Source organism: Neorhizobium sp. JUb45 (assembly GCF_004343585.1).
Taxonomy (GTDB): domain Bacteria; phylum Pseudomonadota; class Alphaproteobacteria; order Rhizobiales; family Rhizobiaceae; genus Neorhizobium.
Genome location: NZ_SLYW01000010.1, coordinates 97798 through 119293 on the forward strand (window position 1 = coordinate 97798; position 21496 = coordinate 119293).

The 21496-nt window shown below is 59.5% G+C and carries 22 protein-coding genes and 1 pseudogene; 13 read left to right on the forward strand and 10 right to left on the reverse strand.

Translation table 11 applies throughout. The features are described 5' to 3' along the window. Window positions 1-77 precede the first annotated feature (77 nt). Together EDF70_RS25520 and EDF70_RS25525 are read left to right on the forward strand one after the other, a co-directional pair. Window positions 78-1469 carry an NAD-dependent succinate-semialdehyde dehydrogenase gene (locus EDF70_RS25520; RefSeq protein ID WP_132279604.1) on the forward strand — a complete coding sequence of 464 codons (1392 nt, stop codon included), beginning with the start codon at window positions 78-80 and terminating at the stop codon, window positions 1467-1469. Window positions 1470-1610: 141 nt separating this feature from the next. Next, the gene (locus EDF70_RS25525; protein WP_245519351.1) at window positions 1611-2177 is read left to right on the forward strand and encodes a TetR/AcrR family transcriptional regulator; all 567 of its coding nucleotides are present in this window, start codon (window positions 1611-1613) and stop codon (window positions 2175-2177) included. Window positions 2178-2251: 74 nt separating this feature from the next. Here EDF70_RS25525 and EDF70_RS25530 read toward each other — a convergent pair whose 3' ends face one another. From EDF70_RS25530 to EDF70_RS25540, 3 genes and pseudogenes are all read right to left on the reverse strand, one after another. Continuing rightward, window positions 2252-2572, reverse strand: coding sequence for a metalloregulator ArsR/SmtB family transcription factor (locus EDF70_RS25530; RefSeq protein WP_132279610.1), 321 nt, complete (start codon window positions 2570-2572; stop codon window positions 2252-2254). A gap of 79 nt (window positions 2573-2651) precedes the next feature. Then, a pseudogene (gene argC / locus EDF70_RS25535) lies at window positions 2652-3546 on the reverse strand (N-acetyl-gamma-glutamyl-phosphate reductase). A gap of 36 nt (window positions 3547-3582) precedes the next feature. After that, window positions 3583-4173, reverse strand: a complete 591-nt coding sequence (locus EDF70_RS25540; protein WP_132279613.1) for a TetR/AcrR family transcriptional regulator — start codon at window positions 4171-4173, stop codon at window positions 3583-3585. A 107-nt stretch (window positions 4174-4280) separates the two neighbouring features. Here EDF70_RS25540 and EDF70_RS25545 point away from each other — a divergent pair, with 107 nt between their 5' ends. The 5 genes from EDF70_RS25545 (at window position 4281) to traR (ending at window position 9220) form a co-directional block, all read left to right on the forward strand. Continuing rightward, window positions 4281-5126 (forward strand): alpha/beta hydrolase, encoded by an 846-nt coding sequence (locus EDF70_RS25545; RefSeq protein WP_132279616.1) that lies wholly within the window; start codon window positions 4281-4283, stop codon window positions 5124-5126. A gap of 418 nt (window positions 5127-5544) precedes the next feature. Beyond that, window positions 5545-5922 (forward strand): MarR family transcriptional regulator, encoded by a 378-nt coding sequence (locus EDF70_RS25555; RefSeq protein ID WP_245519352.1) that lies wholly within the window; start codon window positions 5545-5547, stop codon window positions 5920-5922. 45 nt (window positions 5923-5967) lie between these two features. After that, window positions 5968-7281 carry an MFS transporter gene (locus EDF70_RS25560; protein ID WP_245519353.1) on the forward strand — a complete coding sequence of 438 codons (1314 nt, stop codon included), beginning with the start codon at window positions 5968-5970 and terminating at the stop codon, window positions 7279-7281. A gap of 25 nt (window positions 7282-7306) precedes the next feature. Further along, entirely contained in the window at window positions 7307-8317 is a 1011-nt protein-coding gene (locus EDF70_RS25565; protein WP_132279622.1) for an aldo/keto reductase, read from the forward strand. A gap of 198 nt (window positions 8318-8515) precedes the next feature. Beyond that, window positions 8516-9220 carry a transcriptional regulator TraR gene (gene traR, locus EDF70_RS25570; protein ID WP_132279625.1) on the forward strand — a complete coding sequence of 235 codons (705 nt, stop codon included), beginning with the start codon at window positions 8516-8518 and terminating at the stop codon, window positions 9218-9220. A 47-nt stretch (window positions 9221-9267) separates the two neighbouring features. Here traR and EDF70_RS25575 read toward each other — a convergent pair whose 3' ends face one another. From EDF70_RS25575 to traA, 5 genes are all read right to left on the reverse strand, one after another. Beyond that, window positions 9268-9576 carry a transcriptional repressor TraM gene (locus tag EDF70_RS25575; protein ID WP_132279628.1) on the reverse strand — a complete coding sequence of 103 codons (309 nt, stop codon included), beginning with the start codon at window positions 9574-9576 and terminating at the stop codon, window positions 9268-9270. A gap of 418 nt (window positions 9577-9994) precedes the next feature. Then, complete coding sequence (locus EDF70_RS25580) at window positions 9995-10624, reverse strand: TraH family protein (RefSeq protein ID WP_132279631.1); 630 nt, start codon at window positions 10622-10624, stop codon at window positions 9995-9997. 13 nt (window positions 10625-10637) lie between these two features. After that, window positions 10638-11807 (reverse strand): conjugal transfer protein TraB, encoded by a 1170-nt coding sequence (locus EDF70_RS25585; RefSeq protein ID WP_245519364.1) that lies wholly within the window; start codon window positions 11805-11807, stop codon window positions 10638-10640. Between the two features lie 16 nt (window positions 11808-11823). Continuing rightward, window positions 11824-12351 (reverse strand): conjugative transfer signal peptidase TraF, encoded by a 528-nt coding sequence (traF, locus tag EDF70_RS25590; protein ID WP_132279637.1) that lies wholly within the window; start codon window positions 12349-12351, stop codon window positions 11824-11826. Continuing rightward, on the reverse strand, window positions 12348-15650 hold the full coding sequence (gene traA, locus EDF70_RS25595; protein ID WP_132279640.1) for a Ti-type conjugative transfer relaxase TraA: 3303 nt from the start codon (window positions 15648-15650) through the stop codon (window positions 12348-12350). The genes traF and traA overlap by 4 nt, the downstream gene beginning before the upstream one ends. Before the next feature lie 282 nt (window positions 15651-15932). Between traA and traC the strand changes: the two genes are divergently transcribed. From traC to EDF70_RS25625, 6 genes are all read left to right on the forward strand, one after another. Then, window positions 15933-16229, forward strand: a complete 297-nt coding sequence (traC, locus tag EDF70_RS25600; protein WP_132279643.1) for a conjugal transfer protein TraC — start codon at window positions 15933-15935, stop codon at window positions 16227-16229. Window positions 16230-16233: 4 nt separating this feature from the next. Further along, entirely contained in the window at window positions 16234-16449 is a 216-nt protein-coding gene (locus EDF70_RS25605) for a type IV conjugative transfer system coupling protein TraD (RefSeq protein WP_165932136.1), read from the forward strand. Beyond that, the gene (traG, locus tag EDF70_RS25610) at window positions 16436-18406 is read left to right on the forward strand and encodes a Ti-type conjugative transfer system protein TraG (protein ID WP_132279646.1); all 1971 of its coding nucleotides are present in this window, start codon (window positions 16436-16438) and stop codon (window positions 18404-18406) included. Before EDF70_RS25605 ends, traG begins: the two co-directional genes overlap by 14 nt. Beyond that, window positions 18403-18855, forward strand: coding sequence for a thermonuclease family protein (locus EDF70_RS25615; RefSeq protein WP_132279649.1), 453 nt, complete (start codon window positions 18403-18405; stop codon window positions 18853-18855). Before traG ends, EDF70_RS25615 begins: the two co-directional genes overlap by 4 nt. 93 nt (window positions 18856-18948) lie before the next feature. After that, entirely contained in the window at window positions 18949-19215 is a 267-nt protein-coding gene (locus tag EDF70_RS25620; protein WP_132279652.1) for a WGR domain-containing protein, read from the forward strand. Between the two features lie 83 nt (window positions 19216-19298). Beyond that, complete coding sequence (locus tag EDF70_RS25625) at window positions 19299-19577, forward strand: HU family DNA-binding protein (RefSeq protein ID WP_132279655.1); 279 nt, start codon at window positions 19299-19301, stop codon at window positions 19575-19577. Window positions 19578-19620: 43 nt separating this feature from the next. Here EDF70_RS25625 and EDF70_RS25630 read toward each other — a convergent pair whose 3' ends face one another. Further along, complete coding sequence (locus tag EDF70_RS25630; protein WP_132279658.1) at window positions 19621-19929, reverse strand: DUF736 domain-containing protein; 309 nt, start codon at window positions 19927-19929, stop codon at window positions 19621-19623. 639 nt (window positions 19930-20568) lie between these two features. After that, window positions 20569-21153 (reverse strand): pyridoxamine 5'-phosphate oxidase family protein, encoded by a 585-nt coding sequence (locus EDF70_RS25635; RefSeq protein WP_337737633.1) that lies wholly within the window; start codon window positions 21151-21153, stop codon window positions 20569-20571. Window positions 21154-21496 lie beyond the last annotated feature (343 nt).

The following is a 21496-nucleotide window of genomic DNA, read 5'->3' on the forward strand; positions in this document are numbered from 1 at the left end:
ATCAACTTCGGCTTCATCACCCCGAAAGTCGCCTGCAACTCAGGTGCGTCCGGCATTTTCAACGACAGGAGTTCATTTTGGCTTACGCTACCATCAACCCTTATACGGGCGAAACGCTCAAGACCTTCCCGGATGCGACGGACGCGGAGGTTCGCGATGCCATCGGCAAAGCGCATAACGCCTTCCTCGGCTGGCGGACAGCGCCTTTTGCCGAGCGTGCGCGTATCCTTCAGAAGGCGGCCGATCTGTTGCGCGCCAACAGCGACGACTACGCAAAACTGCTGACGCTGGAAATGGGTAAGCTGTTCACCGAAGCGAAGGCCGAGGTCGAACTGTCGGCGAAGATCTTCGAATATTACGTCCGCAATGCTGAGGCGCTGCTGAAGCCGGAAAAGCTGCCTGTGCTTGATGCAACTGAGGGCGAGGCGATCCTCGTTCACGAGCCGCTCGGCGTGTTGCTGGCTATCGAGCCGTGGAACTTCCCCTACTATCAGATCGCCCGCATCATCGCGCCGCAGCTTTCGGCAGGCAACACGGTGCTGCTGAAGCATGCTTCCAACGTGCCGCAAAGTGCCGCGGCCTTCCAGGATCTGATGAAGCAGGCGGGACTGCCAGATGGCGCGTTCCGCAATCTCTACGCCACGCGGTCGCAGATCGAACTGATCCTCAATGACGATCGCGTGCATGGCGTGGCGCTGACCGGTTCGGAAGGTGCCGGGTCGGTTGTTGCGGCACAGGCCGGCAAAGCCCTGAAAAAATCAACGCTTGAACTCGGAGGCGCCGACGCTTTTGTGGTTCTCGCCGACGCCGATCTCGACAAGACGGTCAACTGGGGTGTCTTCGGACGTCACTGGAACGGCGGTCAGGTCTGCGTTTCCTCCAAGCGGATGATCGTCGTCGATGAAGTCTATGACGCATATCTGACCAAGTACCGCAAGGGTGTGGCGGGACTGGTCGCGGGCGACCCCTTCGATCCGAAGACGACGCTCGCACCTCTATCGTCGAAGGGCGCTGCGGATGAGGTGAAGGACAAGATCCGCGAGGCGGTCAAGCTCGGCGCCAAGGCCGAGGAGGTCGGTCCTCCCGTGCCTAACCAGGGCGCCTTCGTACAGCCAACCATCCTCACCGATCTCGCAGACGACAATCCGGCCCGTTACTGGGAGTTCTTTGGTCCTGTCTCGATGCTGTTCCGTGCGAAGGACGAGGCAGATGCAGTACGCATTGCCAATGACTCTCCGTTCGGCCTCGGCGGCTCGGTCTTCACCTCCAACCCCGCGCACGGTGCGCAGGTTGCTCGACAGATCGAAACGGGTATGGTGTTCGTCAACCATCCGACCAAGGTCGAGGCGGATCTTCCGTTCGGCGGCATCAAGCGTTCGGGTTACGGCCGCGAATTGATCGGCCTTGGACTGAAAGAGTTCGTCAATCACAAGCTGATCGACATCGTCGATATCGACGCACATTTTTGACGCTACGCGTTCACGTCGGGAGGGGGTTGCGCTCCCTCCCGCCACACAAGATAACCGTTACTCGAATAGGATATTTGCAGACGCGTCGTGGACACGATTATGAAACGGTCTTCCAAAACTGACAGTCGCGAAAAGCGACATATGACGATCGATCGTATCATCGATGCGGCAGATCAGACGTTCAGGCATTTCGGCTATAGCAAGACAACGGTCGCGGATATTGCCGACAGCCTGGGCACGTCCAGCGCGAACATCTACCGTTTCTTCCCGACCAAGCGGCACATTCATCAGGCCCTGTGTGCTCGCATACTTGATAGTTGCTACAATATCGCCCATGACGCGCGCCACAGTCCGGCGAGCGCGACGGTCAGGTTGCGCACGTATCTCAAAGACCACCATCGCTGGACCAACGATGTATTGCTGGATGACGCCAACGTGCACGAAATCATTGTCGTCGCCATCGAGCACGACTGGAACGTCATCGAGCGTCATGTCGAGAGCGTTCAGGCCCTAATTTGCGAGATCATCACCGAGGGCATCCGGGATGGTGAGTTCGCCGAACAGGACCCGGTGTCGGCGACAAGATGCTTCAGTGCTGCGACGATGAACCTCTGCCATCCGCAAATAGTTGCCCAATGTAGGGACAAGCGGGCGAGCGCCAGTGTCGACGAGCTGGCTGAGTTCGCCATCCGTGCTCTGAAAAAGTAGAGAGACGCTGAACATGCATCGACCAGCGGCACAGCAGCTGCTTTAGCAGAGGTCGCCGCTCAGCACTGTTGCCTTCAACGTGCCAGTTTCTCCTGTAGACCATCTGAGGTTATCTCCTCCAGGCATTGCAGAAGTTTGCGCACGCCATCGTGCCGCGTTGTATAATAAATCGTCTGTGCGTCCCGCCGTGTCTCGACAAGACCTGACGACCGAAGTCTTGCTAAATGTTGGGAGAGTGCCGACTGCGACAAGCCGATTTTTCGGGATAGATCTCCAACGCTGATTTCAGTGTCGAGGAGCAGCCGCAAGATATCGAGCCGATTGCAGTTCGCCAAATGCGAAAGTAACTCGGCACTCTTGTCATGAAAAGTTTTGTCTCTGTCCTTAAGATGCACGCGTCCCACCGTCTTCAGTTGCGTTTGCCCAGCTGTGATGCGAGATCGAAGGAAGTCTTCCGGCGCTCCCTTGCCCAGATCACCCCGAAAGCATCAGATCCATGTTTTGCACAGCAGCTCCAGACGCCCCCTTGCCGAGATTGTCGAGGACGGCGACCAGATTGATGTGCTCGTCGGCCCCAAAGACGTAGAGCTTCATTCTGTCGGTGTTGGCGAGCTCCTCAGCATCGATCCGGACCAATGTGCTGCTTGTTTCGAGCGGCACGACGGAGACCGACGGTTTCCCCTGATAATGCGTGGCAAGAATTTCGTGGACCGACCGGATCCCCTGTCTCGGGGTAAGTTGATCGGTGAAGAGTGGCACTCTGGACTATCATTCCTTGCGACCGGTCAAGCAAATTATGAACCTTCATCTCCGGGAGATGTTTGTGGGTGAGCGTCAGACCGTAGAGGAAGGCGTTCGCCGAGATCGGATCGGGATCGTTCTCATCCTCCATCTGGGCTATAAGGCGCTTTCCACCGCCCGTGTAGCCGGAGATGGCGTTGATGCTGACAGGATAATCCTTCGGCATGATCCCGGCCATCCTGAGTGGCCGGATCAGTCCTATCGCACCTGTTGGAAAACAACCCGGATTGGCAACGAGCCGAGCTGACCGGATCGCGTCCGGCTGCGAACTGTCCATTTCTGCAAATCCATAAACCCAGTCCGGATCGACGCGGAAAGCCGTGGACGTGTCGATGATGCGCAGATTGCTGTTTCCTTCGACCATCGCCACTGCCTCACGCGATGCGTCTTCAGGAAGGCATAGAATGGCCACATCGGCCTCATTCAGCATCTCCTCGCGAAGGCCGTGATTACGACGCTCCTGTTCGGGAATAGAAAGCAATTCGATGTCGGTGCGACGTTGCAGACGCGCGCGGATTTGCAGGCCCGTCGTGCCGTGTTCACCATCGATAAAAACTCTGGCAGCCATATCGTATCCCTGTCAAAAACCCGTCAATTCCATCGATCAGCCCGCAATCGATCTCGATCGCGCTGCTTCGATGAGGGAGAAACATTGCGCTCGGCATGTCTCCAGGATCTCGTCGGCGAGGGCAGAGTCGTCTGGACACGCGCGCGAAAGCATGATCGCGCCGGCGGCCTGCGCGACGATGCCCAGAGCTGAGGCACGCAGATCCGTCTCTCCTCTACCCGCAGACGCCAAACCTTTCTCGATTATTGCAGTCATGGCCTCTATACCGTCCGCGAAATTTGACCGCACGCTTTCGGGTTGGCGCACCGCGTCGCCGCCAAGCGCTGCCGCCGGGCAGCCCTGGGCAGGCGCATCCCTATGTTCGCGAGAAATATAGAGATCGATCGCGGTCATTGCGTCGACATCCTGGTAGCGCTCATTCAGCTCCTTGAAGCCTTTGATCGTCGCTTCCCCGACCAAGTCCTCCTTCGAGCGGAAATGGTTGTAAAACCCGCCATGCGTAAAGCCCGCCTGCTCCATGAGGTCCGCGACACCAACGCCGTCGAAACCACGTTCACGGAACAGGGAAGCCGCCGTGGCGACAATTCTGTCGCGGTTTTCCTGAGCTTTCTGCTTCGTCACGCGCATTGCAGGTTTCCTCGTCGCAGCTCGTAAAAATGATAACCGACATCATTATAGCTTGACATTTCGATGATGACCATCATTTTATTCGGAGAATATCAAGGGGAAACCCAATGTCCGACAACCATCTCACCGCACCGACGAGTTTCGTTGACATCGACGGCACAAATTTCGCCTATCGTCGCTGGGGGAATGCCGAAAGCGGCCAGCCACCGCTTCTGTTCTTCCAGCATTTCCGCGGTGGCATGGACCACTGGGATCCGATCATGACCGATGGCCTCGCAGAGGGCAGGGAGGTGATCCTCTACAACTACCGTGGCTGCGCGTCCTCAACGGGAACGCCGCGGACCCGCATCGAAGACTACGCCGACGATGCCGCGAGCGTCATTCGGGCGCTTGGACTGTCAACCGTCGATGTCGTCGGCTTTTCTCTGGGCGGCATGGTCACGCAGGACTTTACCCGGCGTCATCCTGACCTCGTTCGCAAACTTATGCTGCTCGGTACGCAGCCGCGCGGCGGGAACCCGGACCCGAATCCCAAGATTTTTGAGGTCGCGCCGCGGCCGCTACCGGTCGTGGATGACTTCCTGTTCCTGTTCTTCGGACCATCGGAGACCGCGAAGCAGGCTGGTCGTGATTTCTGGGAGCGCAGACACCAACGGGTTGATCAGGATCCGCCGAGCTCGGTTGAACTCATGCAGGCCGAGATCGAGGCCAACACCGCTTTCGTAACGCCGCTCGACCCGGAACAGCCCTTCGCTCATCTGTCGGAGATCACCCAGCCGACGCTGATCGTGAATGGAGTGAACGACGTGATGATCGCCACGATCAATTCCTGGCACATGGTCCAGAACATTCCGAATGCCCAACTGATCGTCTATCCCGGTGCCGGCCATGGCGCTCAGTTCCAATATCCAGAACGCTTCCTCAGCCACGCCATCCAGTTCCTGGATGAGTAGAAGAGCTCCCTCCGGTGAAGAGGGCTACCTTCCACCCGGTTTGATAAGGTAGCCCGGAAAGCAGGTAACAGATGTATGCAACGTTCAGAGCCTCGACGTCGAAGTTCTTCGAAAAGTCGAGGTTGTTCCTCGACATAATTTCGGGAATGGACGACCCGCAGGGCGATTATATGTTTGCGGTTGATCGCCGATTGCGTGCCCTCGAGAGCGAAGTTCAACGACTCCAGGCTCGCGTCAGCGTACTGGAAGGAGGGGGCCAGGGAGGGGATTGAAGCATTTCGGGGTATCCCTCCGTCCTGGTGCGCCTTGTCTATAGGAGCATTCTCGATGATCACGATCAGAGGGCAGGATGGCCAAATGGCTCGACAGATCCGATTTCAGGGTATATACGCATAGTATGACAATATGTTACTCTACAATGCTCCGCCAGGCGACCCGCAAAGTCAGCTCAGTGTACGACGAGGCGCTCGCGTCTCTTGGCATCAATATTGCGCAGTATTCGCTGTTGAGAGCGATTGAACGGTTGCAACCCGTCAGCATAACAGAGCTAGGTCGCGATGCTGGGCTTGACCGTTCTACTATCGGACGGAATGTCCGTGTGCTTGAGCGGGCGGGACTTGTCGATATGACGCGTGGCGCGGACGATCATCGGGAAGCCGCCGCATCGCTTTCCGATCAGGGCGCGCATGTGCTCGGGGAGGCGCGTCCCCTGTGGGCAAACTGCCAACAGGAAATCGAGAGCCGGCTTGGTCCGATCAAACTGACGGCATTGCAGGAAATCCTGCGTTCCTTCTGAAATTTAGCCTTAAACGGGCATATGCCGATAAATAAGCAGGATCTCATGACAGCACCCGACGCCTACTCGCAAAAACTTTCGCCGCTTGCAGCCCACCTGTCCCGAAAAGGAATTCATTATGGTTGGGTGGTGGTCGCCGTCACCTTTCTCACCATGATGGTCGGGGCGAGTGCGGTCGGTGCGCCTGGCGTCCTGATTGGGCCACTGCAGAAGGAATATGGCTGGAGCGTCGCCGACATTTCCGCAGCCTTTGCCATACGCTTTCTGCTGTTCGGCGCTGTCGGCCCGTTTGCAGCCGCTTTTCTGACCCGCTTCGGTGTCAAGCGAGTGTCGATTTTTTCGATTGTCCTGATTGCCATGGGTGTCGTTGGTTCTTTCACCATGTCCAGCCTGGCCGAGCTCTTCCTGCTTTGGGGTGTCGTGGTCGGACTGGGGACCGGTTTTACGGCGATGGTGCTCGGCGCCACAGTCGCGACGCGCTGGTTCGTCGCGCGTCGCGGGCTGGTGATCGGTCTTCTGAGCGCGAGTGTTGCAACCGGCCAGGTGCTGTTCATGCCCGCCTTTGCGGCGCTCGAGCAGGCATGGGGATGGCGCATCGCGCTGAGCCTTCTGCTCGGACTACTCGCGGTGGCTACCGTCGTTGTGTTAATGTTGATGCGCGATCATCCGGCAGATGTCGGCCTTCTTCCTTACGGGGCAAGTGAAGCGCCTGCCGAGGCTCCACAAGCATCGTCGCTTGCTCACACGCTTGTCACACCGATCCGGGTGCTCGTCGACGCATCGCGCTCGGGAACCTTCTGGATCCTGTTCGGCACCTTCTTCATCTGCGGCGCCACCACGACCGGGCTCGTGCAGACCCATCTGGTATCCATCTGCGGCGATTTCGGCATCGCGCCGATCACCGCCGCCTGGATGCTTGCCGCCATCGGTGCCTTCAATCTGGTTGGGACCATCGGTTCCGGCTGGCTCTCCGATCGCTTCGACAGTCGCTGGCTGCTGTTCTGGTACTATGGCCTTCGCGGTCTCTCACTCTTCTACCTTCCCTTTACGGATTTCGGCTTCTACGAACTGACGCTGTTCACCGTCTTTTATGGCCTTGACTGGCTGGCCACCGTGCCGCCGACGGTAAAGCTTGCAGCCGAGAGGTTCGGAGGCAACGCCACGATCGTTTTCGGCTGGGTGTTCTTTGGCCACCAGCTTGGCTCCGCACTCGCAGCCTGGGGGGCAGGTCTGACCCGCATCGTATACGAAACCTATCTCCCTACCTTCTACATCGCCGGCATCCTGTGCCTGATCGCAGCACTCGCAGTCTTCGCAATCAACCGGGCACAACCCGGACCGGAATTGCAGACCGCCTGAAAAATCCAGCAAAAGAGGAAATACCATGGACTACACAGTTTTCGGAAACACCGGCCTGCGTGTGTCGCAGATTGCACTTGGAACAGGGTCGTTCGGAACCGGCTGGGGACATGGCGCCACGGCAGAAGACAGCGCCCAGATCTTCAATGCCTACGTCGATGCTGGCGGCAATTTCATCGACACAGCGGACGTCTACCAGTTCGGCCAATCCGAAGAAATTCTTGGCGAGCTGCTTCAGGGCCGCCGCGAGAATTTCGTGCTCGCGACAAAGTTCACTAACGGGGCCGCGCCCAACGCCGATCGTCTGGTGACCGGCAACAGCCGCAAGGCCATGGTCGCTTCGGTCGAAGCGAGCCTCAGGCGGCTCAAGACCGACCGCATCGACATCTACTGGGTTCATCACCCCGATGGCCTGACGCCTTCGGAAGAGATCGTCCGTGGTCTCGACGATCTCGCACGTGCCGGCAAGATCCTTTATGCAGGCCTGTCGAATTTTTCGGCATGGCGGCTGGCGCGTGCCGTCACCGTTGCAGAACTGACCCGCGCCGTGCCGATCGCCGCCGCCCAGTTTGAGCATAGCCTTGTGCATCGCGAACCCGAGGCAGATCTTTTCCCTGCGTCCAAGGCGCTTGGTCTTGGCATCGTAACCTGGTCGCCGCTCGGTGGCGGCGTGCTTACCGGCAAATATCGCAAGGGTGAAACCGGCCGCGCCGAGGGCATGGGCGGCCGTGTGTTCCAGGCTGAAAACAGTGAACAGCGGACCCGTATTCTCGATACCGTTCTGGCTATTGCCGATGAACTCGGCACGAGTCCCGATCGGGTGGCGATCGCCTGGGCCACCCTTCATGGTGCAGTGCCGATGATCGGGCCGCGCACGCTCAGCCAATTCGAAGGTAATATCGGCGCCATCTCGCTCAAACTCGACCCCGAGCAGGTCAGGCGCCTTGACGAAGTGAGCAGCCTAGTGGCGGCACCTGCGACCCGCGCCGCCAGCCCGCAGGACAATGCCGTCCTTCCGGGAAAGATCGTTGCCTGAGGCTTTACAAGCGCGAACGACGCAATTGGCCCAGAGCCAATTTCGCCCGGCATGAGATGCCGGGCTCAATCTTCTCGAAATGAAAAGTTCCATAATTTATCCTATACAATCTTAGGTTGTTCATCAGATTGGTGCTATAAGAAACGTTGAGGGACTCTCATGATCTGTTCCACCTGACCACTAAAACGGAGTGAGAAAATGCAGCACTGGCTGGACAAGCTGACCGATCTCGCGGCGATACAAGGCGACGAAAGCATCCTGACGCAGGGCCTTTCCGACCTCACCCAACATTTTGGCTTCACCGGCTACGCCTATCTCCATATCCAACACAAACATATCATCGCGGTTACCAATTATCATCGCGACTGGCGGTCGACCTATTTCGACAAAAAATTCGACAAGGTAGATCCCGTCGTCAAACGCGCGAAGTCACGAAAGCAAATATTTACGTGGTCCAGCGAACAGGATCGCGCGAAGCAATCGAAGGAAGAGCGTGCCTTCTATGCGCATGCTGCCGATTTCGGCATCCGCTCCGGGGTCACTGTTGCGATCAAGACTGCCAACGGCTCGATGTCGATGTTCACCCTGGCGTCAGAACGGCCAGAGATCGATCTCAACCGCGAGATCGACGCGGTCGCAGCCGCGGCTGCTGTCGGACAACTCCATACCCGCATCTCGTTCCTTCAGACCACTCCGACCGTGGAAGATGCCGCCTGGCTCGATCCTAAAGAAGCGACCTATCTCAGATGGATCGCCGTCGGCATGACGATGGAGGAGATTGCCGATGTGGAGGGCGTCAAATACAACAGCGTCCGCGTCAAGCTTCGTGAGGCGATGAAGCGCTTCGAAGTTCGGAGCAAGGCCCATCTCACCGCGCTTGCAATCCGCAGAAAGCTGATGTGAGAGCGCCTGTCGCCGAATTGCTCACCAGGCGTGGTACTGAAACCGGATCAGTTAACGGTCACCTTCGGGATGTAGCCGAGGATGCTAAGCAGGGAGCTTACTGCGCTCATCTGCGCGTGCATCTCGATGCTGGCCTCAATGAAACAAAGATGCTGTGGGCCACCGGTCAATTCACCTGACTTATAGCTTTCCGGCAGTGCCTGGAACAGTTCGTCAGCCTTTTCGACTAACCGCCGGTGCGTTCGGATCGCGTCGACGGTAAGGCTCTCCAAGTCGGCGGGAGGTAGTCCCCGCGTTAGCCCCACCACTGGCCGGAGCTCGACTTCCTTCGACAAGTTCACATCTTCCGATTCCATTCTTCCAACCCTGGTTTTGTCTGCGGTCCGCCCCCGCTGACGTTGAACCCTATGAACCCTAGCCGGGGGTTAGAATCCGAGATGAATCGGCCCTGAGACCTTTAGCACCGAAGCGCCTGGACATGAGTCACAGGCCCCCGGCCATAAGGTCAGAGGATTCCTGGCGCCATTTCGGTCAGCGCCAACCTTTCATCTGCGGATTCTAAGCCGCAACACAGCACGTACTGCGTCCCGGCCTTTATAAGAGTCATTTCAACGAGATGCCAGCGGGGATTGCCATCGCGAACGTGCAAATCTTCACATCCAAGATGCGTCCGACGCCAGGGATTCCGTTCCGATCAGTATTTTCGAGCGTAGCCCAAGCACTCTGAAACCGTTGCTGGGCAATTGCTTTGGATTGATCAACCGATGGTAACGCCTACTTTTGATGAGCACCGATGCCGGACAGGTCGATCCTGATCCCTGCTTTGTTAGGATCGGATCCCGAAGCTTCGGCTGGTGTTTCGGGCTTGGCTTCATCCTCCGGAAGGCCCGCTTGTGTGTCGGTGCCTTCGCGCCTGACCGGCCCCGGCTGGGCGAGCTTTATATTACCCGGATCTTCCGCCCGAAACACTGCCGTTCCTTCGAAAAATCCCGTCTGCCAGGCGATGATCGCATCGTCGAACACTTGCGGCAGGACTTGCCTCTCGGTCGGGTTGCCGTACCATTTGGTCACGATCCGGTAGACCTTGGCGAACAGGGCCGTGCCCAAGCGCATGTTCTCACAAGCATCGACCAGGTCCGGCTTCAGCTGGCCCGCCTCCACGATGCCGAGCCCTGCGGGATACTGCGTAATGCCAACACGAACGGTATTGCGACCAAGGTTGTCGCGGATCAGCACCAACGCCTCCTCCGCCGTCTTCGGTCTGGGCACCAGTATGACGCGGTTTCCGGAGCGGACCGTGACTGCGAGCGGGTCCGGTACCCCTGCCCGCTCTATGAACTGCTCGACGATCGCCGGCTTCAGGCCGGGATCGCTGCATTCCTTGATGAGGGCGGCATCGACCATCGCGAACATCTCCTTATTTGTTGAACGCCGTGACGACGGGCAGTCCGAACAGTTTTGCCCAGGCGACCACGCTCGCGTTCTGAATGGCAACGATCGACGTTCCCGCGGTCCACCATCCATTGCCCGGGGCGACGATTGCGCTGGGGGAATGCAGCATCGAGTGCAGGACCGGCCAAAGCAGGAGCTGTTCGTAGCAGATCAGCACGGCGAGCTTCTGGCCGTCGCTTTGCACAACTGGATTGCCGAAGAAGTTGGCGCGGGCACCACCGCCCTGCCCGGTCCATGCCCGCCATGGCTGCCACATGGACACCGGGACCGGCATGCGTTGGCGATAGAGAATTCGAGCTTCGTCAGCCGAAATCGCGACCATGACATTGTCGTAGCCGCCCGGATCGATGACATCAGCGCCGGCGATCACAGTGAGCTCCGAGCCTCGCAAGCCTTGGCTCCAAAACCTCGCGACGGTCGGCGTCCAGAAGCCCAATGCACTTTCGGGAAGAACGATGAAACGGGTTTTCTCTGATGCCGCCGCGCGCACCGTTGCAATCAGGTCACGGTGATAGTCAAGCGAGCCGTCTCGTCCGAGGCTCGAGCCCTGTTCGAGGTCGACGCCCTTCCATCCCTCGGGTAGATTCGGTGATGTCCACGTAGCGGCGGACCAGAGCCAGAATCCTCCCAGGACGATGGCGACAGCCGGCCAACATCGCGATGTCATTATCGCGAGGCCGGCTGTCATGGCGACCAGCCCGCACCATCCCCATCCCGGAAAGAGCACGCCTGCAGCGGTGAGCGGATGTGCCCAGCCGGTTATGCCGAAGGGCGGCAGCCCCATAAGCACCGCCGCCGCCAGATAGCGCGCCGCCATTGCCAATCCCGTTCGACCTTCTCCCGGAGACTTGCCTTCCGGTCGCGCCTTCCAGAGCACCGCATGCACGCCGGCGAAGGTGAGTGAAGCAGATGTCCAGAGCAGAAGCCCAGGCCATAGATCGGCGGCATAGAAGTTGGCGACACCCTGCGGCAGCCCACGCGAAGCAGCCAGAAAATATCCGGCCGACACGAGCAACGCGGTCAGTCTGGACGGCGACATCGCCCAGAGCGCCGGAAACAACACAGCAACCGGAAGGGTCAAGACATGGCCGCTCCAGGCAGTCCAGCCGCATGCGACGGATACCGCGATGAGCAGGCAGGATCGCCGCCAGTTATGGATCGAATGTGAGGACCGGCCGCGCCAGGCCGAGAAGGCCCGTGTCCGGAACCGGCCCGAAATACCGACTATCATAGGAGCTCGCAAAGGATGAGTGAAGAAACAGATATCTCAGTGGCACGATGCCGGTTTTGAACGGTGTGATCGCTCTGCCCTCGCCATCGCTCGCGCGAACGATCGATGAGGCGAGAGGCCTACCGTCGACAGTGACATTCGCGCCTATTTCCACATGCTGTCCGGGAAGCGCCGCCACTGTCTTGATCAGCGGCGCAAAGCCACCGGGGCAGAGGCCACGCCTGACATAGCCGCGGTGCCGTGCTTCCTCGAATGAAGCGGTTGCCGGTGGGCAGATGAACACGAGATCGCCGGCTTCGACCGGACGCTGCAGGGCCACGATACGCCAGAGCCCAAGCGGCTCGCTCGGCGTCAGGTTCAACCGAAAGCCGCCCATATAGGCGACTGCCACTAGTGCCGCGATCGCCCCGCCCGCGCCGGCCAGGAACAGGAGAAGCCGCCGCCTCATTGCTTCATCACCGGCGTCTGGCGCTGGGCGAGACGCAAATCTTCGGCCTGCCGCAGGGTCTGGACGGTGCGCTCGTGAGCGGCGAGCTGCTGGGACGCGCGCATGATCGGCCAGGCCTCTGTCAGACGCTCCTTCTGCTCGGGCTGCATCCCCTCGGAGAGTTTGTCGAAGAGCTTTCCGGAGGGTTCGCGCGCGGCATTGGTGAGCAGTGTGCGTTCCCCGAACCGTTCGGTGACGGCTTGGTTGAACCCGTCAATTTCCAGTTTGGTTTCCCGATTGCTGAGTGCATAGGCCATGGCCGCCGGCAGATCGTTGCGGTCGATCGCATCACGCACGCGCTCCAGCACCACGTGTGCTGCCTGCGACAATGCCGGGATGTCGATCGACACGCGCTGACGCAATGCCTGCTCGTCAGCCTGCAGCCGCTGCACGGCGGTCTCGCGCATCCTCAGATACTGCTCAAGATCGCGCTTCAGGGCCGGAACATTGAGGTCTGCAACGCGACGGTCCTCGCGCTCAGTCTTGCTGGCAAGAATGCCGGTCTTGCCCTTCAGCGGTCCGATCGACGCCGGGGCGGTCGTCAGCGTCTGAAGCGCCAGTTTGGCCGTTTCCTTATCCGCTAGCACCGCATCGAAGTTCATCGCCCGGAAGGCGGTCTCGGGATCAGCAAAGACGTAAGCAAAACGGGTCGAGACCTCTTCCCATTGTTGTCTGAGGGCTGGATCGGTGTCGAGCTTGTTCTCCACCGTATCGGCTACAGAACCGGGGAATATCTTGATGCCTGCGACCATGGGCGCGGCCTCCTTCATCGTTTGGTTTTTTAAGGGGTGGTGCAGACCGAGACGCTCTGCAAAGACAGCAAGGCGCTGGCCGAGATCGACCAATTTCGTCTTCTGGCGCAGCGTCCAGTCGAGCCGGTCGCGCACGAGCGTGCGGGCCACCTGAACGATGTTGAGCCCGCGGCTTTCCGCAAACCGCAGCGCCTCGCGGTAAAGCTTTCCGCGTTCGTAATCGAGCGTGGTCTCCTTGGCATTCTTTCGGGAGAGTACCTTGGCCAGGCCGCCGTTGAAGGCGAAGGACCGGTGGCCGTAGTAAAGCTGCAAATCCTCGCGATGGCGGGTCATCGCCACATAGGTCAGATGCCGGTCCAGCGAGAGGCTTGCCAACACCTTCACTCGGTCGACGGTCGCGCCTTGGCTTTTATGGATCGTCGTGGCGTAACCATGATCGAGATTGCTGTAGAAGCGTTGCTCGACGATGACCTGCCGGCGCTGATCACCCTCTCCGATGACAGCGACGATCCTGTTCGGTGCGGCCTCAATGACATGAGCGATCATGCCGTTCTTGACGCCGAGCGACCCTTCGTTCTTCAGGAAGACGATCTGGTCGCCCGCGTCGAATTGGCGAATGCCGTCAGCCGTTTTGAACACATGGCCCTCACCGACAATGCCGCGTTCGACGAGTTTTTCGCGGGCCATAATGTTCAGCATCCGCACGTCGCGGCGCAGATGCGCAAGGATCAGCGTTGTCTTCGTCTGATCGTAATCGTGGTTCCAGTCTCCGATCAGCCGCTCGACTGCCTCAGCCTTTAGGCGCGTTCCCGTGATCCTGACATTGGCATCATAGGCGGTCAGCGCCTTTTCGACATTGCCCCGAGCCAGATCGAGTGACGCCTTGCGCATCCAGTCCTCGCGCTGGCGATAGATTGTCTCGAGTTCGGCATAACCGATGCGGTCGACGATGGCGCGGAAGGCAGCGCCCGCTTCGATCGGCTGGAGCTGTTCGGGATCGCCGACCAGAACGATCTTGGCACCTGCTCTGACGACGGCATCGACAAAGCCGGCCATCTGTTTTGAGGCGACCATACCTGCTTCGTCCATGACGAAGACGGTTTTGTGATCGAGAACGTCACGGCCCCGATTCCAGCGCAGCTCCCAAGACGCGAGCGTCCGGCTGTGGATGCCGGCTTCCTTTTCCAGCCCCTCCGCCGCCTTGCCGGCAAGCGCGCCGCCGACCACACGATATCCGGCCAGTTCCCACGCCTCGCGGGCAGCCTTCATCATCGTGGTCTTGCCAGCACCTGCACGGCCGACCACGGCGGCGATCCGGGCGGGACCCGCGATCCGCTCGATCGCGGTTTTCTGCTCTTCCGAGAGCCGCTCATGCCGCCGGAACGTTGCGTCCAAAGCAGCTTCAGAGACAGCATGACCGTCCCGGTTCGACAGCCACGACGCCTGCCGCACCATCGTCGCTTCGAGCCGGATCATCGCCCGGGTCGAATAGCGGGCCGGCACCTTTTCTCCGGTCGCGAACTCGATCGTGTCGCGCTGCAAACGCAAGACTTCCGGGTTCAGGGTGATGCGTAACATCAGTTGCTGGAAAACAGTCGGATCATCGACATAACGATGCAGAACCTTGGCGATATCGCGTTCATCGAAGACACTCTTTTCTCGCGTGATCAGGTCAAGCACGATGGCTGGATTGTTCAGAATGCGGCGGATGTTTTCGCTCCGCCGCTCTTCGTTCAATTCAATCCGTTCGAGTTCTGGCCGGACGCCCCGCTCCTGCGCCTTGCGCTCGATGGCTTTCGCCCCGACGCCGAGATGAATGGTGGGTTCAAGCTTGATGCCCTGCTTCTCATAGGAACGCCCATCAATACGGAGATCGATGCCGCCGAGCGCCAGGTGATGGTTCAGCCGCTCGAACCATCCATCGCGTAGGGAATTGAAGTCATCCGTCGACCCGGCCCAGAGCTGATAGAGGATTTTCCCGGACTTCGTGCGGACGGGCTGGCCATCCTCGCCAATGACTGCGACCTTCTTCGATCCGAACCCATCCTCGGACAGCGGACGCAATGTGGTCATCAGGTGGATATGCGGGTTGCCTGGATTGTCATGGTAAACCCAGTCGGCCACCATGCCCTTGGCGAGGATATGCTTTTCCACAAAGTTCCTTACCAGGGCGATGTTTTGCTCGGGCGTGAGTTCCAGGGGCAACGCAATCGTCAGGTCGCGCGCAAGCTGCGCATCGGAGCGCTTCTCGAACGCCTCGACCTTGTTCCAGAAGGCTTCCGAAGCTCCGGCAACAGAGCGGTCGGCAATCATCGCGCGGACCCATTTCGGGGCGTCGGCCGGAAGCGTGAATTCCTCATGCAGCAGCCCCTCTTTACGGGTGTAGTCGATGGTGCGGGCCTCGCGCTCATATTCCATCTTCGCGCAGTGCCGGTAGGCCGCAGACAGCACGGCACTACGGCCGCCGCCGCGGCTGACGATGCTGGCTGAGAAATGGGCGATGGCCACGGCGTAAAACACTCCCGGTTCGAACCTCGTTCCCAAAGAGCAGCCAGGCGAGCGGGCAACCCTACGACGGCCCTCTTGACCGCCTTGGCAGGGCCGTGGGCAAGCACGTCGCATCAGCGACGTATAATTGCGCCCTTGGATCCGCTCCTTCGGAACGGCGGGATCATCCTCCAAAGTGTCGGCTTTGCCGACGTGCAGATCTGCACATTCCTTCGGAGGTGCTTTTGGGAAAGTCTTGCAGCGTGACAGAGCCGCCAAGATTTCCAGGGAGATGCGACCGGAATGAAGAAACCATCATCGAAGATCAGGGAAGAAATCGCCAGATTGCAGGATCAACTGAGACAAGCAGAAACACGCGAGGCCGAGCGCATCGGCCGGATCGCGCTGAAGGCCGGTCTCGGTGAGATCGAGATCGAGGAAAGCGAGCTACAGGCTGCGTTCGAAGAGATCGCCGGGCGGTTTCGCGGAGGCAAGCCGGCTTCGACCGGGAAGAGAAATGCTGGTGACGGCAGGACCGCAGGCGAGACGGTCACGACGATCGAAACTGGCACTGCTGCGGGCAGCGGTCGTGAGGCTTGAACGGATGGCCCACACGATAACGACCGACGCCCGAAAGAAAGACACGCGCGAAAAAATCGCACTCGGTGGACTGATCGTCAAGGCAGGACTGCGCTACGAGAAGCGGGCACTACTGCTCGGCCTGCTGATCGATGCCAGTCGCCGCCTCAAGGGCAACGATGCGGAGCAATCGCGACTTACCGCGATAGGCGCGGAGGCGTTCGCTCATGACGGCGAGTAAAGTGGTCCTCGCCGCGATCCCGGCCACGACGATGATCGTCGTCGTGGTTTTCATGCCGGGGATCGAACACTGGCTGGCCGCGTTCGGCAAGACCGCGCAAGCCAAGCTGATGCTCGGGCGTATCGGCCTCGCGCTGCCCTATGCCGCTGCGGCTGCAATCGGTATGATCTATCTGTTCGCGGCGAATGGCGCAGCGAGCATCAAGGCGGCAGGATGGGGTGTCGTCGGCGGAAATGGAGTGGCAATCCTCATCGCGGTGCTACGCGACGGGCTTCGCCTGGCCGGGATCGCTGGCGACATTCCGAAAGGTCAATCCGTGCTAGGATATGCGGACCCCGCAACGATGCTTGGCGCATCGACAACATTCCTCGCCGGCGTCTTCGCGCTGCGCGTCGCGATGATGGGAAACGCTGCTTTTGCCAAAGCCGGACCGCGGCGGATCGGCGGAAAGCGAGCGGTGCATGGCGAGGCCGACTGGATGAAAGTGCAGGAGGCCGCAAGACTTTTCCCCGATCCCGGCGGCATCGTCATCGGCGAACGGTATCGCGTCGATCGCGACAGCGTTGCGGCTGTGTCGTTCCGCACTGACGATCCGTCGACCTGGGGTGCGGGGGGCAAGAGCCCGCTCCTGTGCTTCGATGGCTCCTTCGGCTCGTCGCATGGCATCGTCTTCGCCGGCTCCGGCGGTTTCAAGACGACGTCGGTAACGGTCCCGACCGCGCTCAAGTGGGGTGGCGGTCTCGTTGTCCTCGATCCATCGAGCGAGGTCGCGCCGATGGTATCGGAGCATAGACGCAAGGCTGGCCGAAAGGTGATCATTCTCGATCCCTCGGCGTCAGGCGTCGGCTTCAACGCGCTCGACTGGATCGGGCGACATGGCAGCACGAAAGAAGAAGACATCGTCGCCGTCGCAACGTGGATCATGACCGACAATCCCCGCTCGGCCTCTGCGCGCGACGACTTCTTCCGGGCGTCGGCCATGCAGCTTCTGACGGCCCTGATCGCCGACGTCTGCCTGTCCGGTCACACGGACGAGCAAGACCAGACGTTGCGCCGGGTGCGTAAAAACCTTTCGGAACCTGAACCACAGCTGCGGGCGCGCCTGACAAAAATATACGAGCAGTCGGAGTCGGATTTCGTGAAGGAGAATGTCTCGGTCTTCGTCAACATGACGCCTGAGACCTTTTCCGGCGTGTACGCCAACGCGGTGAAAGAAACCCACTGGCTGTCCTATCCGAACTACGCCGCCCTCGTCTCGGGCGCCAGTTTCTCGACCGACGATCTTGCCGATGGCGAGACAGACATCTTTATTGCGCTCGATCTGAAGGTACTCGAAGCCCATCCGGGACTGGCGCGTGTGGTTATCGGATCGCAGCTCAATGCCATCTACAATCGGAACGGCGATGTGAAAGGTCGCGCGCTCTTCCTGCTCGACGAGGTCGCCAGGCTCGGCTATCTGCGCATCTTAGAGACCGCCCGCGACGCCGGGCGCAAATACGGCATCACGCTGACGATGATCTTCCAGTCCATCGGCCAGATGCGCGAGGCCTATGGCGGGCGGGACGCGACGAGTAAGTGGTTCGAATCCGCGTCGTGGATCTCGTTCGCCGCGATCAACGATCCCGACACGGCCGACTATATCTCGAAACGCTGCGGCGACACGACGGTCGAGGTCGACCAGACAAACCGCTCGTCAGGGGTGAAGGGATCGTCGCGCTCACGTTCCCGGCAGCTCAGCCGGCGGCCTCTGATACTGCCGCATGAGGTGCTTCGCATGCGTGCTGACGAGCAGATCGTATTCACATCAGGTAATCCGCCGCTCAGATGTGGACGCGCCATCTGGTTCCGACGCAAGGATATGAGTGCGTCCGTCGGGGAAAACCGGTTTCACAAGCCAATCATAGAAGGGGCGAAGAGCTATAAGGCCGCTCTGACGACAGAGACTGAGGAGACATGAAAGTGAGACTTTTTACGGCAATTGCCAGCCTATCCCCATTAGCCATTGGCGTCCTCGCATCTGTTGCCTCAGCCCAGCCTTCAACCAGTGCAAGCAGCGCGAGCGAAGCCTTCTCTATCTGCGGAAACGGGCAACGTATCACCTGCGTGGTGGATGGTGATACGTTCTGGTTTCGCGGTGAGAAGATCAGGATCGCCGACATCGACACGCCGGAGCTCAGCCCGCCAAGATGCGAGGGCCAACGCGAGCGCGGACTTGCGGCAAAACAGCGTCTGCTCGACATCCTCAATTCGGGTCCAATCTCATTCAAGACGACCGCCAGAGATGAAGATCGCTTCGGTCGCAAGCTCAGAATCGTCTACCGCGATCGGCGATCGGTCGGCGATATTCTCGTCGCCGAAGGCTTGGCTCGGAAGTGGGAAGGATCGCGCCGGAACTGGTGCGAATGAAACGGACCAAGGATCAACGCTGTGAATCGATAATGCCCGTCCGATTCAAAACTGTCATTGGACGGCAGATTCCGAACGCGCGATTCTGCGGGCATGATCACGCAGCCCTACCACCTCTATGTCGAGCGTATCGCGCCGGAAAAAAACATGGCGCGGTTCTACGCCCTTGCTGTCCAGCCGACATTGTTTGGCGAGGTGTCGCTTGTGCGCGCCTGGGGTCGGATTGGAACGCGCGGACAGCACATGGAACACCTGTTTGACAACGAGAGCCAAGCGATCAACCTGTTTCTCGACGTGCTTCGTGAAAAGCGAAAACGAGGCTATCGGCCAAAACCACCTGTGGACATCCAGCGGATCTGAACCTTGTCCCAATCCTCGCCGATGACAATCCGCTCATAAGCTGACACGGATTTTATCTTTGACAACAAGATGCGAGGAATTCCATGACCACCACCAATGAAATCGCCGACAAGATTGCAGCCGACAACGGCCTGACGAAGGTTCAGGCCAAGGGCATTGTCGAGGCCGTGTTCCAGGCCATCGCCGATGCCGCAGGCTCCGACGCTGAAACCTCAATCCCCGGTTTCGGCAAATTTAAGGTGAAGTCGTCGCCTGAGCGCGAGGGCCGCAACCCCGCGACCGGAGAGAAGATGACTGTTGCCGCCTCGAAAAAGCTGACCTTTGCGCCTGCCAAGGCGCTCAAGGATGCACTGAACAAGTGATCCTTGACGTGGAGAGCCCCGCCTTGCGGCGGGGCATCCGATATCAGTCCCGGTTCGACCGGGACCAGATGAGGGAGAGTCCTTCCTCGCCTTCGACCTCGATCAGCGTTGCGTAGATCGGGGCCGGAAAGCTCGGATCGTCGAGCTTTACCGAGAGGTAATCGCGGCCTTCGTTCGAGGTCTTCTTCCAGGCGGCGCCGAATTCTGTGGCTCCCGCGAGGATGCGGTAGTCAGGGCCTTTTTCGGAAGTGCGCTCAACTGTGCGGATGGTTGCCTTGACGTTGAGGTTGAGGGTCTTGATGGTGCCGGAGAAGCCGTTACCGGAAGCGGTGAAAGAGCCGATGGTTGCCATTGTCGTAATCCTTTTCGGTTGTTCGGGCCGCGTCCATCGTGGCCTCGATGGCAGTCGATAGGACCGGAGACGATCGGCCTGCACCTGAAGGGCCGAAACGGAGTGGAGGACGGCCAAAGGAGAGGCTTTCTTGCCTCGCGAGGAATGGGCGCTTCAGCGCACAGGGGAAGAAAACGATTCGGCCGTTGCGGATGCCGATCGAGCCGAATGCAATGAGGCGGTCTTTGGTCAGACATGCCCCATCGAGACCGCAGTGGACGTGCCAGTGGACGGATCAAGGATTACGGCAAATGGCATCATTCTGGTGGTGACCAATGGGAACGGGTGCATAGCGCCAACAGCCCGGATCGAATGGTCGGAGCCAACGACTGCATGTGGGAGGCTGCCGGGAATGGAGCATTGTAGCCCCTCGCTTAGCGGGTCGCGGCGCCAGGCCTTGATGATCGACATTATTGGGAACCGCTCTACCTTGTCGTCGGCAGATCCATGCGGGTTCTCAGCGTCGTTCAAGCGGCCACGTGTCGTGTCGGCGCTGACACCCAGCGGGCAACCTACGCCGACCACGGACGCGGCGGTTACCGCCTCCAAAGTTGATTTACTGTCCATAAGCTGGGTTTTGGCGCGAGGCCAGTGCTTCCGCTAGCCGGGCGTTTCGAAAAGGCCGGTCGGAAAGCCGTCTAGGCTGACCTGGTTTTTTTCCCGCCAGTAGTCGTCGATCCCGTCGACGCCCTTGGCCTTGGCCCAGGCGTCCATCTGCGGGCGCTCTTCCTGGTATTCGAACAACGGCACGCCGTAGCCGCAGGATGTCTGAACCAGATCGAAGTCGAGCCTTATCATCTGCCGCGCGCCGAGCGGCGCGTTGCCGTCGAACCGCTCGTCCAGCAGGCTGGCAAACTCGTCACTGTCGCGATGGATGACGCGCCCCTTGCCGAAAAGCCGCATGATTAGCGGCGGCCCGGAAACCGCACAGAACATGATGGTGAGGCGGTCGTTTATCCCCAGATGGGCAGCGGTCTCGTTGCCGCTGCCGGTGCGGTCGAGATACATCGCGGCGTTGTCGCCAAGGATACGAAACATGTCCGTGCTGCGCGGAGACATGTTGACATGACCGGTCGGCGCTGCCGATGCGGTGAAGAACATGTGCTGTGCCACGATGAAGCGATGGTGTTGCGGTTCGAGAGTCGGGAAGAATTTGGCCATGCCCGAGAATATGGCTGGCTTCATTCGCTGCCAAGACCGGAATTGCGAAAAGTTGATGACATGGGCGCCCTTGCTTTCAAGTGAACCCTGCATTTTGACAGTGTTTAATTACCCACGTCACCTGAGGAGCGCCAGCACTTTGAAAAGCGCCTGAACAATCACCTGATTGCCAAACGCATAGCTGCACTGCACAAAAATTAAGTGCAACGCGATGAAAATTCGTGCATACAGACTTCAGCTGATGCACATGGCGGCTTCCTCCCAGTTCCGCCGCAGCAGCTGTTCCCCTCTGGAGGTCCATGACCTTCACACTTTATGGGCCGCGGTTTTCCGTCGGCCCTTTTTTCTTTTTTCCGAACCAGGTCGC